This is a genomic window from Citrobacter sp. XY323 (assembly GCF_025106035.1).
In the GTDB taxonomy this organism is placed as follows: Bacteria; Pseudomonadota; Gammaproteobacteria; order Enterobacterales; family Enterobacteriaceae; genus Citrobacter; species Citrobacter braakii.
Genome location: NZ_JANYUK010000015.1, coordinates 76,018 through 88,414, shown reverse-complemented (window position 1 = coordinate 88,414; position 12,397 = coordinate 76,018). Strand labels below are relative to the sequence as shown.

Sequence of the window (12,397 nt, the reverse complement as noted above, 5' to 3'; positions counted from 1 at the left end):
CTGTGCTACACTTCGCGCCATTCCTTTCAGCTACGAGTTTGCAATGAGACGAGAACTTGCCATTGAATTTTCACGCGTGACCGAAGCGGCCGCGCTGGCTGGCTATAAATGGCTGGGCCGCGGCGATAAAAATACCGCTGATGGCGCGGCGGTGAACGCCATGCGTATTATGCTCAACCAGGTCAACATCGACGGCACCATCGTGATTGGCGAGGGTGAGATTGATGAAGCGCCGATGCTGTTTATCGGCGAGAAAGTCGGAACCGGCCACGGTGATGCGGTCGACATCGCCGTCGATCCTATCGAAGGCACGCGTATGACGGCAATGGGCCAGGCGAATGCACTGGCGGTGCTGGCTGTAGGCGATAAAGGCTGTTTCCTGAACGCGCCAGACATGTACATGGAAAAGCTGATTGTCGGCCCTGGCGCAAAAGGGTCCATCGACCTGAACCTGTCGCTGGAAACCAACCTGCGAAACATTGCAGCCGCGCTGAACAAACCACTGAGTGACCTGACCGTCACCATCCTGGCAAAACCACGCCATGAAGAGGTTATTGCAGAGATGGCGAAACTGGGCGTGCGCGTCTTCGCCATTCCTGACGGCGACGTTGCGGCCTCGATTCTGACCTGTATGCCTGACAGCGAAGTTGACGTGCTGTACGGTATTGGCGGCGCACCGGAAGGCGTGGTTTCCGCGGCCGTCATCCGCGCGCTGGACGGCGACATGCAGGGCCGCCTGCTGGCGCGCCATGACGTCAAAGGCGATAGCGAAGAGAACCGTCGTATTGGCGAACAGGAACTGGCCCGCTGCACCGCGATGGGCATTGAAGCGGGCAAAGCGCTGCGTCTGGATGAAATGGCGCGCAGCGACAACGTCATTTTCTCCGCTACCGGCATCACCAAAGGCGATCTGCTGGAAGGGATTAGCCGTAAAGGCAATATCGCAACCACCGAAACGCTGTTGATCCGCGGCAAATCGCGCACGATCCGCCGCATTCAGTCGATTCACTACCTCGATCGCAAGGATCCCGATGTGCAGGCGCACATCCTGTAATTGATTTGATCAATAGAGCCTTCCAGCCCATCCGGGCTGGAAATCTTTCGTCCAACGAACGAAGATAAGGCAATCAAAGCAGACAGGAGAAAACCATGGCAGATTGGGTAACAGGTAAAGTCACAAAGGTGCAGAACTGGACCGATGCCCTGTTTAGTTTGACCGTGCGAGCTCCGGTTCTTCCTTTCACTGCAGGTCAGTTCACCAAGCTTGGCCTTGAGATCGACGGTGAGCGCGTCCAGCGCGCCTATTCCTACGTGAATGCGCCCGATAACCCCGACTTAGAATTTTATCTGGTGACGGTTCCCGACGGCAAACTCAGCCCTCAACTGGCGGCGCTAAAGCCTGGCGATGAAGTTCAGGTGGTGAGTGAGGCCGCTGGTTTCTTCGTGCTGGATGAAGTCCCTGATTGCGAAACGCTATGGATGCTGGCAACCGGCACGGCTATCGGCCCGTATTTGTCGATTCTTCAACTAGGCAAAGATCTGGGTCGCTTTAAAAATCTGGTGCTGGTCCACGCCGCACGCTATGCCGCCGATTTGAGCTACCTGCCATTGATGCAGGCGCTGGAAAAGCGCTACGAAGGTAAATTACGCATCCAGACGGTTGTTAGCCGTGAGACAGCCGTAGATTCGCTGACCGGGCGTGTACCGGCGCTGATTGAAAGCGGTGAACTGGAAAAGGCGGTAGGGCTGCCAATGGATAAAGAAACCAGCCATGTGATGTTGTGCGGAAATCCACAAATGGTACGCGACACGCAGCAACTGCTGAAAGAGACCCGGCAGATGACCAAACACCTGCGCCGTCGACCGGGCCATATGACTGCTGAGCATTACTGGTGAGGGTTGCCGGGAGGCGCTTGCGCTTCTCCGGTCGACAACTACTGGCGCTCGGCTTTGTACTTTACGTCCTGCGTATCCTTACCATATTTATTTTCGTCCTGGGTGCCAACGAACGCGCCCAGATCGATAAGCATACCGACCAGAATGAGCGTCGGAACAAAGCGACCAACCGCCCATTGCCAGACGCCGGGTAACATCGTCCAATTTCCGGCCAGCAGCATCCACGCCAAAATCATCAGCAGCGCCCACGCTCCAGAACGTCCCCGATCGTGCAGGCGTTTTACCGTCACTGCCGCCGTCGGCCATAGCAGACAAACCAGACAAAATGCCGCAGTCTGAATATCGAGTAATTGCTTGCTCGCCAGCGAGAACAGAACCAGCATTCCGACGATCCACAGACCTATCCAAATCCAGAAATCACGGCGCCCGATGCGCCCTTTAAATGAGAATAACCACTGCTGTATGGTCATGTAAGTTCCTTTATTATTACCTTCCAGAACAGTTTACCCTTTTGACAAGCCCGACAGTTACCGTTTTAATCGTGAGCAGTCATAACGAAAGGTACGATTGATGAAGCAAGGATTTACACTGTTTTTATTATTGTTTTCAGCCTTCACCGCGAGCGTTGCGGCACGGGCGGAAGAGCCATCGACGGCAACCACGGCCCCCTATTTACTGGCGGGTGCGCCGACCTTTGACCTGTCGATTAGCCAGTTTCGCGAAAACTTTAATACGCAGAATCCGAAGCTTATCCTGAATGAGTTCCGCGCCATCGACAGCAGCCGCGATCGGGCAAACCTCACCCGCGCGGCCAGTAAAATCAATGAAAACCTGTATGCGTCCTCCGCCCTTGAGCGCGGCACGCTAAAAATCAAAAGTATGCAGATAACCTGGTTGCCGATTCAGGGACCAGAACAAAAGGCGGCCAAAGCGAAAGCGCTGGAATACATGACCGCCGTCATTCGTACCGTCGCGCCGCTACTGACGAAAGAGCAGAGCCAGAAAAAGCTGCAAAAACTGCTCGCTGCCGGCAAAGGTAAACACTATTACGCCGAAACAGAAGGCGCAATTCGCTATGTTGTGGCAGATAACGGTGAAAAAGGGCTGACCTTCGCTGTTGAACCGATTAAGCTGGCACTATCAGATAGTCTTGAGAAGGCGAATTGATGACAAAAAGCAAAGCCTTTCCACAGACGAATCTCTATACTGTTTCACAGACCATGCTGCCCTGACGGGCGGCCATATTCCTTAATTCGCTGACAAGCGTGGAGAAATGAAATGCGACATCCTTTAGTGATGGGTAACTGGAAACTGAACGGCAGCCGCCACATGGTAAACGAACTGGTTGCTAATCTGCGTAAAGAACTGGCTGGCGTTGCTGGCTGTGCAGTAGCAATCGCTCCGCCGGAAATGTATATCGACCTGGCGAAACACGCCGCTGCCGGTAGCCACATTATCCTGGGCGCGCAGAACGTTGACCTGAACCTGTCTGGCGCATTTACCGGTGAAACAAGTGCTGAAATGCTGAAAGATATCGGCGCGCAGTACATCATTATCGGTCACTCTGAGCGTCGTACTTACCACAAAGAGTCTGACGAGCTGATCGCTAAAAAATTCGCCGTGCTGAAAGAACAAGGTCTGACTCCGGTTCTGTGCATCGGTGAAACCGAAGCAGAAAACGAAGCGGGCAAAACTGAAGAAGTCTGTGCACGTCAGATCGACGCCGTTCTGAAAACTCAGGGCGCGGCAGCATTCGAAGGCGTCGTTATCGCTTACGAACCAGTATGGGCTATCGGTACCGGTAAATCTGCAACTCCTGCTCAGGCTCAGGCTGTTCACAAATTCATTCGTGACCACATTGCTAAAGCTGACGCGAAAATCGCTGAACAAGTTATCATCCAGTACGGCGGTTCCGTAAACGCAGCGAACGCAGCAGAACTGTTCGCTCAGCCGGATATTGATGGCGCGCTGGTTGGCGGTGCTTCTCTGAAAGCAGATGCCTTCGCGGTCATCGTTAAAGCAGCAGAAGCGGCTAAACAGGCGTAATGCTGTTGAGGCGGGTAGCGCTTCGCTGACCCGTCCTCCAAGACTGTAGGCCCGGTAAGCGTTAGCGCTACCGGGCTTTTTTTTACAACTTACCCAACACGCTAAACCACAGATAATCCAGCGGCAGAAGAAGCAGATATGTTGCCGTCGCCAGCGCGATACACAGCAGCATCCCCGCCCTCGCAGGCACTTTCCCAAGCGCCATCGCCACCACAATCGGCGAAGCCTGATACGGCAGTAGCGGTGTGGAATACCCCAATACCTGAATCATAATCACCGACAGCAGCGGGAACCCAGTCGCATCGGCAAAACTTTGCGCCAGAGTGGTATACAGCGCCGGAACGCCGTTCGCCGTCATAATAAAATTGAGTGCGGTGGTAATGCCGGTCAGCGCGAGAAAGCTGGTAAATGGTTTTTCCGCATCCAGCGGCATCACCTGTAACAGCGCCTCGCCCACTGCATTGCCAATGCCGGTCTGGGTAACGGTAATTGCCAACCCCAGAATCCCCGCCACGTAAATGCAGGTCCTGATATTTACCCCGGAGGAAAACTCGTCGCCATTGATAAAGCCAACCCGTGGTAGCAGCGTGATAACTGCTGCCGCCAACCCGGTCCACGCAGGCCCTATACCGTGCCAGCTTTCACTTACCCACAGCAGCAGCACCACTGCTAACATCCAGGCCAGACGTTTTTCATCCCGGCTCATTGGTTCCGCTGGCGTGAGATCGCGCGGTGCGTGGGGCTTGCCAGGGAACAGCCAGCAGATAAGCATGATGAGCACCGCGCCTTTAAGCCAGCCCAGAACCGGCGTATGCAGCAGCAAATAGGGAAGATAATTGAGGTGGATGCCGTAAGAGCCTTCCGCCGCGCCGCTCATTACCAGATTTGGCACGTTAGCGGGTAAAATCGTCGCGGAAAGCTGGAACGTCCCAAACCCGACGGCCAGCGCCAGACCATACCATGCGCGCGTACCCTCGTTAATTCCGGCACGCTTCGCCATTGCAGCAACAATCGGCATCAGCAGCGCAATACGCCCCATATTGGACGGCATCACAAACGCCAGCGCGTAACTGAGCAGCACCACGCTCGCCACCATTAACGGCCAGGAATCGGTCAATCGCGATGACAGCGCTCTCGCCGCCCTGTCCGCCAGCCCCGTTTTGCGAATCGCGATACCCAGCACAAAACCACTAAAGACCAGCCAGAATGCCGAAGACGCAAATCCGCCAAAGATCACATCCGCAGGTGCGATTTTGGCGACCATTGCTACGGCAAAGAACAGCAGCGCCGTTATAAACTCCGGCAGTAGCGACGTCGCCCAGAGCAGGATAGTAATGCCAACCACCAGAGAGGGGATAAACAAAGGGTGTGTAAGCCAGAGCGACATGCCTGTCTCCTGTTGTTTTTTTCAACAAGAATACGGGGACAGACATGCGGAGTAAATGCCAGATTAGGTGGGGTTAACGCAGAATATCACATTGATGATCCTGAATTTCCTCAGCGGAGGCGAGATTGAGCGACAACAGATTGCGCTGGGTCGCCAGCAGGACAAAGGACTCATCGCTCTGACGCACCATCGCCAGCGCATAGCTGCCCATGTGCTCACGCGCATCCGGCACCTCTTCTGCCAGCATCATAAACGGGCTGCGTTGCGCCAGTTCATTTTCCGTGACGCGACGCGCCAGATATTCATGACCGCGCAGCCCACCCGGTAATGGCAGCCAACGGGTGCTGATTTTCGCCAGATTGTCATCCAGCTGTTTTCTGACATCGGTTCGCTGGCAGGAGATATGAATATGCAGATGATTTTGCGTACGCCCACTACGCGAGTTAATGGTCAGCGATACCGCTTTGTCAGGGATTTCCTGACCGTATTTTTGGCTCATAAAGCTGCGCGCCTGCCAGGCCAGCCAGAAAAAGTTCGGCGTCCCTGATTTCAGCAGCAGCGGGCTTTCCGTTCCGTTGATGCGCCAGGTCGGCATCAACAGGTATTGCAGTGGGCCGTTACGATCCTTGAACACCACATATCCGGCATCCGGCTTCACTTCGGCGCACGGCGTGGGATCCTGCTGCTGCAACTGGTGCGGCAGGCATTGCTGAAGAACAATCTGGCGTAATGCGTCCGGGTTACCGGTGAATTTCCAGTACCCGATACCTGCAGCAGCGGCGACTACAATCACCGCCAGTAAAAGATAGCCTGCTTTTTTCATTACGCGTTCCCTGTATCTCATTGAAGGGCAAGAGTAACGCAAAACCATGACAAATAAAAAACCCGGTCGCGTTATGCCACCGGGTCGGTAAATCACAGACTTATTTAGCGCTTGCTGATCTGGTCAAACGTACCACCGTTAGAGAAGTGCTCTTTCTGCGCTTTCGTCCAGCCGCCAAACTCTTTGTCGATGGTGAACAGTTTCAGCTTCGGAAATGCATTTTCGTATTTCTTCGCAACGTCTGCATCACGCGGACGATAGTAGTTTTTCGCTGCAATTTCCTGACCTTCCGGTGAGTAGAGATATTTCAGGTAGGCTTCCGCCACCGTTTTGGTGTCTTTCTTTTCCACTACTTTGTCGACCACGGAAACGGTCGGTTCCGCGAGGATAGATTCACTCGGCGTCACTATCTCGAATTTGTCTTTGCCCAGCTCGTTTGTCGCCAGCAGGGCTTCGTTTTCCCAGGCGATCAGCACATCACCGATACCGCGCTCAACGAAGGTATTGGTTGAGCCACGCGCACCGGAGTCCAGCACTTCAACATTCTTATACAGGGCCTTCACGAAGTCTTGTGCCTTGGCCTGATCGTTGTTGTTGTGGTGCAAGGCGTAGCCCCATGCCGCCAGATAGTTCCAGCGTGCGCCGCCTGAGCTTTTCGGGTTTGGCGTAATGACCGACACGCCTGGTTTGATCAGATCGTTCCAGTCATGAATTTGTTTGGGGTTGCCTTTGCGGACCAGGAAAACGATGGTGGAGGTGTATGGCGCGGAGTTATCCGGCAGACGCTTAATCCAGTTTTTATCGATACGACCACGTTCAGCAATGGCATCCACATCGTAAGCCAGCGCCAGCGTCACGACATCGGCTTCAATGCCGTTAATGACGGAGGTCGCTTGTTTACCCGAACCGCCGTGCGACTGGCGGATCACGACGTTGTCGCCCGTTTCCTGCTTCCAGTGCGCGCTAAAGGCCTTATTGTACTGCTCGTACAATTCACGCGTTGGATCGTACGATACGTTAAGTAACTGAATATCCTTTGCCAGAACGCTGGTCGATGCCAGCAATAATGTTAACCCTACGCCCCATTTGTTCATCGCCCAGCTCTCTTATGTGGTGTTGTGATGAGCAAAGCGTGCCAGAAAGGTATCCAAACATTAAAGAATAAAAAAAGATTTGCTATAACCTGGGGGAATAAATGCGGGGAATTGTGCCGAATGATGGTTAGCGGCTCATCAGGCCTACAAGTCTTTACAACCTGTAGGCCTGATGCGCTTAGCGCCATCAGGCGCGGAAAAAACAATCAGTACAGTTTTTTCGCGCAGTCCAGCCAGTCACCTTTGAACGGACGCTTCATGTTTTCAATCGCGTCGATGATGTCGTGGTGAACCAGTTGCTCGTTCTGAATACCTACACAGCGACCGCCGTGACCGGCCAACAGCAGTTCAATGGCATATGCGCCCATACGGGACGCCAGGATACGGTCGTAAGGCACCGGAGAACCACCACGCTGGATGTGACCCAGTACGGTTGAGCGCGTTTCACGACCCGTTTCTTTCTCGATGTAATGCGCCAGTTCGTCAACGTCACACATGTGCTCAGTGATCGCCACAATCGCGTGTTTTTTACCTTTCGCGATGCCTGCTTTGATTTCAGCAACCAGATCGTCACGGCTGAATTCCACTTCCGGAACCACCACAAACTCACAGCCACCAGCAATGGCAGCCGCCAGGGTCAGATCGCCACAGTAGCGGCCCATCACTTCAACGATGGAAATACGCTGGTGAGAAGAAGAGGTATCACGCAGACGGTCAATCGCTTCGACTACGGTACCCAGAGCGGTGAAATAACCGATGGTGTAGTCGGTGCCTTTGATATCGTTGTCGATAGTGCCTGGCAGACCGATGCATGGGAAGCCCATTTCAGTCAGGCGTTTTGCCCCCATGTAAGAACCGTCACCACCGATAACAACCAGCGCGTCAATGCCACGCTTTTTCAGGTTTTCGATAGCCACGGCACGCACGTTTTCGTCGCGGAATTCCGGGAAGCGGGCAGAACCGAGGAATGTACCGCCACGGTTGATCATGTCGGACACGCTGTAGCGGTCAAGTTGAACCATACGGTCTTCATACAAACCCAGGTAGCCATCATGGATCCCCATGACTTCCAGCCCTTCCGTCAACGCTGCACGTACAACACCACGGATTGCTGCGTTCATGCCCGGCGCATCACCGCCGCTTGTCAACACACCGATTTTCTTAATCATGACTACCTCTGAACTTTGGAATGCAAAATGAAATCTGCTGCCGGAAGTCGATTCCGCATATCGAAACGATCCAACGAATATGCAGATAGTATAACAATCACTTCCTGCTGAATTGATTCAGGTCAGGCCAAATGGTGGTAATTTATACACAAAATGCTGGCCCGGTTCACTTTTTTTACAACGAATTATAAAAGCTCAAACATCTTGCCTTCCTTGGGTACGACCGAACAGGGATCCTGATGAATGATGACATCCGATCCCGGGAAACGCCGTAAAATTGCCTGCTCTACCTGTTCAGCCACTAAATGCGCCTGAACGAGCGGCAGATTATCTTCCATTTCCAAATGAATCTGAATAAAGCGGGTCGGCCCTGACTGCCGCGTGCGAAGATCGTGAGCGCCGCTGACTCCAGGCCAGGACGTCACAATATCAATAATTTCCTGACGTTCTTCATCGGGTAAAGCGCGATCCAGCAAAGACTGTACCGCCTCATAACCCATGCGTAATGCACTATATAAAATATAGATGCCAATCCCGAGCGCAAACAAGGCATCTGCGCGATGCCAGCCGTACCATGCCAGCCCAAGCGCCACGAGAATCGCACCGTTCATCATAACATCAGACTGATAATGAAGCATATCCGCCCTAACGGCCTGACTTTGCGTGCGCTTCACCACCCAGCGCTGAAACGAGACCAGAATGATTGTACACACTAACGCAATGATGGTGACAACCACCCCGACGCCAGGATCTTTCATTGGCGTGGGTTGGATGAGATGCTGAATCCCGGTCAGGAATAAAAACAGCGCCGAACCGGAAATAAACATGCTTTGCGCCAGCGCCGCTAGCGATTCCGCTTTTCCGTGTCCGAACGTATGTTCATCATCGGCCGGTTGCAAAGAATAGCGCACCACCAACAGGTTGGTTAACGACGCGGCGATGTCCACCAAAGAATCCACCAGCGCTGCCAGAATACTGACCGATCCGGTGTACCACCACGCAAAAATCTTGATCAAAAGTAACAGCGATGCCATCACGGTCGCCGCGATAGCCGCCCGGCTAACCAGCCGCCCATAGGTTTGATTCATAAACACTCCTGCCATGATATGCCGCTAGTATAACGGATGAAGTAAAACAGTCAGGCAATAACCGAGTGACAAATTTTGGGCAAAAAAAACCCCCACATCATGTGGGGGAAGACAGGGATGGTGTCTATGGCAAGGAAAACAGGGTTACTACTGGGAACGTGAGTTGCTACTACTCAATAAATTCAACGATGAGCTTTTTTTCCAGTGCGCTACGTCGCGCAGTTGCTCCATTCGTTGTTCATGTCTCTCATTTAAAACCGCTTGCTGCTCGGGCGTTAACAGGCGATACATCTGGTTGCGAACCTTGGCTATTTCAACCTGGCGGGCAACCTGTTCTTGCGCCATTCTTTCTGCCTGAGCGCGCACAGCGCGTTCATCAAATTTCTCTGCGGTGACAAGGCGATGCATTGTCTCCATTTCGCTAACATTAACAGGAGGCTGTTCGTGTCTTGCCTGCTGCATTAAATCTCGCATCTGTTGACGTTGATGTTCGGTTAAACTGATACCGTCGAACATGTGGCTCTGAACGCTGCGTTGCGCGGAGCCTTCACCCAGGTGCCAGTGATCGCCTGTGACGACTTCAGCTGCATGGCTTAAAGTACTCAGTGCCAGCGTTGAGGCCATGACGGCAGCGGTAACTTTGCCCATCACTTGCTCCCAAAATCTTTTCTGTCGCGATTCAACGAGAGACAGTTTACGATTCGGGCTGCAAACATGCGTCAGGGGGTGTAAAACAACGTAAAGTCATAGATTAGCGACGCCTGATGACGTAATTTCTGCCTCGGAGGTACGTAAACAATGAATAAAATCCTGTTAGTTGATGATGACCGAGAGCTGACTTCCCTGTTAAAGGAGTTGCTCGAAATGGAAGGTTTCGATGTGCTGGTTGCCTATGATGGGGAACAGGCGCTTGAGCTTCTGGATGACAGCATCGATTTACTTTTGCTCGACGTCATGATGCCGAAGAAAAATGGCATTGATACGCTGAAAGCACTTCGTCAGACACACCAGACACCCGTAATCATGCTGACCGCTCGCGGCAGCGAATTGGATCGCGTACTTGGCCTTGAGCTGGGCGCGGACGACTATTTACCCAAACCGTTTAACGACCGTGAACTGGTCGCGCGCATCCGCGCTATTTTGCGTCGCTCACACTGGAGCGAACAGCAGCAGAACAGCGACAACGGTTCGCCGACTCTGGAAGTGGATGCGTTAAGCCTTAATCCGGGTCGCCAGGAAGCCAGCTTTGACGGGCAAACCCTGGAGTTAACCGGCACCGAATTCACCCTGCTCTATTTGCTGGCACAGCATCTCGGTCAGGTGGTTTCGCGTGAACACCTGAGCCAGGAAGTGCTGGGCAAACGCCTGACACCTTTCGATCGCGCGATCGACATGCATATCTCGAACCTGCGTCGTAAGCTGCCAGAACGTAAAGACGGACACCCGTGGTTTAAAACCCTGCGCGGTCGCGGCTACCTGATGGTCTCCGCTTCATGATAGGGAGCTTAACCGCACGCATCTTTGCCATCTTCTGGTTGACGCTGGCACTGGTGTTGATGTTGGTACTGATGTTACCCAAGCTTGATTCACGCCAGATGACCGAGCTACTGGACAGCGAGCAGCGCCAGGGGTTGATGATTGAGCAACACGTTGAAGCTGAACTGGCGAACGATCCACCCAACGATTTAATGTGGTGGCGTCGCTTGTTTCGGGCGATAGACAAGTGGGCGCCGCCAGGACAGCGGTTATTGCTTGTTACGACGGAAGGACGCGTGATCGGCGCAGAACGCAACGAAATGCAGATCATTCGTAACTTTATTGGTCAGGCTGATAACGCCGACCATCCGCAAAAGAAAAAATACGGTCGCGTTGAGATGGTCGGGCCTTTCTCCGTCAGAGACGGCGAAGATAACTACCAGCTGTATCTCATTCGACCTGCCAGCAGCTCACAATCTGACTTTATCAATCTGTTGTTCGACCGACCGCTGTTGTTGCTGATTGTCACCATGTTAGTCAGCTCTCCGCTATTGCTCTGGCTTGCCTGGAGTCTGGCGAAACCGGCGCGTAAGTTGAAAAACGCGGCGGATGAAGTGGCCCAGGGCAACCTGCGTCAGCATCCGGAACTGGAAGCCGGTCCGCAGGAGTTTCTGGCGGCAGGCGCCAGCTTTAACCAGATGGTGACGGCGCTGGAGCGAATGATGACCTCGCAGCAACGCCTGCTGTCGGACATCTCCCACGAGTTGAGAACGCCGTTGACGCGTCTGCAGTTGGGCACCGCGCTGCTGCGCCGTCGTAGCGGTGAAAGCAAAGAGCTGGAGCGTATTGAAACAGAAGCGCATCGGCTGGACAGCATGATCAACGACCTGCTGGTGATGTCACGTAATCAGCAGAAAAACGCGCTGGTCAGTGAAACGGTGAAAGCCAATCAGCTGTGGGGCGAAGTGCTGGATAACGCCGCCTTTGAAGCCGAGCAGATGGGTAAATCACTCACGGTGAATTTCCCGCCGGGTCCGTGGCCACTGTACGGCAACCCAAATGCGCTGGAAAGCGCGCTGGAAAACATTGTGCGCAACGCCCTGCGTTATTCACACACGCAGATTGAAGTTGGCTTCGCGGTGGATATCGATGGGATTACCATCACTGTCGACGACGATGGCCCGGGCGTTAGCCCTGAAGACCGAGAACAGATTTTCCGTCCGTTCTATCGTACCGATGAGGCGCGCGATCGCGAGTCTGGCGGAACAGGTCTGGGTCTGGCGATTGTTGAAACCGCAATCCAACAGCATCGTGGCTGGGTGAAAGCTGAAGACAGCCCGCTGGGTGGTTTACGGCTGGTAATTTGGTTGCCGCTGTATAAACGCGCTTAACAGGCTTCCCCGGTAACGTCGTACCGG

Annotated in this window: 13 protein-coding genes; 6 read left to right on the top strand and 7 right to left on the bottom strand. The window is 53.6% G+C overall.

The window, feature by feature from the left end; translation table 11 throughout:
* Positions 1-43 precede the first annotated feature (43 nt).
* Positions 44-1,054 carry a class II fructose-bisphosphatase gene (glpX, locus tag N0B36_RS20190; protein WP_259688905.1) on the top strand — a complete coding sequence of 337 codons (1,011 nt, stop codon included), beginning with the start codon at positions 44-46 and terminating at the stop codon, positions 1,052-1,054.
* 95 nt (positions 1,055-1,149) lie between these two features.
* Positions 1,150-1,896 (top strand): ferredoxin--NADP(+) reductase, encoded by a 747-nt coding sequence (gene fpr / locus N0B36_RS20185; RefSeq protein WP_016157907.1) that lies wholly within the window; start codon positions 1,150-1,152, stop codon positions 1,894-1,896.
* Positions 1,897-1,934: 38 nt separating this feature from the next.
* Here fpr and N0B36_RS20180 read toward each other — a convergent pair whose 3' ends face one another.
* On the bottom strand, positions 1,935-2,366 hold the full coding sequence (locus N0B36_RS20180; RefSeq protein WP_016155251.1) for a DUF805 domain-containing protein: 432 nt from the start codon (positions 2,364-2,366) through the stop codon (positions 1,935-1,937).
* 100 nt (positions 2,367-2,466) lie between these two features.
* On the opposite strand from N0B36_RS20180, the gene N0B36_RS20175 reads away from it, so the two are divergent.
* Positions 2,467-3,063: a YiiQ family protein gene (locus N0B36_RS20175; RefSeq protein WP_049282363.1), complete on the top strand. Its 597-nt coding sequence runs from the start codon at positions 2,467-2,469 to the stop codon at positions 3,061-3,063.
* Between the two features lie 111 nt (positions 3,064-3,174).
* The gene (gene tpiA / locus N0B36_RS20170) at positions 3,175-3,942 is read left to right on the top strand and encodes a triose-phosphate isomerase (RefSeq protein ID WP_003028783.1); all 768 of its coding nucleotides are present in this window, start codon (positions 3,175-3,177) and stop codon (positions 3,940-3,942) included.
* Positions 3,943-4,024: 82 nt separating this feature from the next.
* Here the strand turns inward: tpiA and N0B36_RS20165 are convergent, their stop codons facing one another.
* The 6 genes from N0B36_RS20165 to cpxP form a co-directional block, all read right to left on the bottom strand.
* On the bottom strand, positions 4,025-5,329 hold the full coding sequence (locus N0B36_RS20165; RefSeq protein ID WP_103284381.1) for an SLC13 family permease: 1,305 nt from the start codon (positions 5,327-5,329) through the stop codon (positions 4,025-4,027).
* Between the two features lie 73 nt (positions 5,330-5,402).
* On the bottom strand, positions 5,403-6,152 hold the full coding sequence (locus N0B36_RS20160) for a CDP-diacylglycerol diphosphatase (protein WP_259688904.1): 750 nt from the start codon (positions 6,150-6,152) through the stop codon (positions 5,403-5,405).
* A 104-nt stretch (positions 6,153-6,256) separates the two neighbouring features.
* Positions 6,257-7,246, bottom strand: coding sequence for a sulfate/thiosulfate ABC transporter substrate-binding protein Sbp (sbp, locus tag N0B36_RS20155; protein ID WP_259688903.1), 990 nt, complete (start codon positions 7,244-7,246; stop codon positions 6,257-6,259).
* Positions 7,247-7,452: 206 nt separating this feature from the next.
* Entirely contained in the window at positions 7,453-8,415 is a 963-nt protein-coding gene (gene pfkA, locus N0B36_RS20150; protein ID WP_003028778.1) for a 6-phosphofructokinase, read from the bottom strand.
* 185 nt (positions 8,416-8,600) lie between these two features.
* Complete coding sequence (gene fieF, locus N0B36_RS20145) at positions 8,601-9,503, bottom strand: CDF family cation-efflux transporter FieF (protein ID WP_016155246.1); 903 nt, start codon at positions 9,501-9,503, stop codon at positions 8,601-8,603.
* Between the two features lie 147 nt (positions 9,504-9,650).
* Complete coding sequence (gene cpxP / locus N0B36_RS20140; protein WP_016155211.1) at positions 9,651-10,151, bottom strand: cell-envelope stress modulator CpxP; 501 nt, start codon at positions 10,149-10,151, stop codon at positions 9,651-9,653.
* Between the two features lie 150 nt (positions 10,152-10,301).
* Here cpxP and cpxR point away from each other — a divergent pair, with 150 nt between their 5' ends.
* On the top strand, positions 10,302-11,000 hold the full coding sequence (gene cpxR, locus N0B36_RS20135) for an envelope stress response regulator transcription factor CpxR (protein ID WP_006686193.1): 699 nt from the start codon (positions 10,302-10,304) through the stop codon (positions 10,998-11,000).
* Entirely contained in the window at positions 10,997-12,370 is a 1,374-nt protein-coding gene (gene cpxA / locus N0B36_RS20130) for an envelope stress sensor histidine kinase CpxA (protein WP_016155210.1), read from the top strand. Before cpxR ends, cpxA begins: the two co-directional genes overlap by 4 nt.
* Positions 12,371-12,397: the final 27 nt, after the last annotated feature.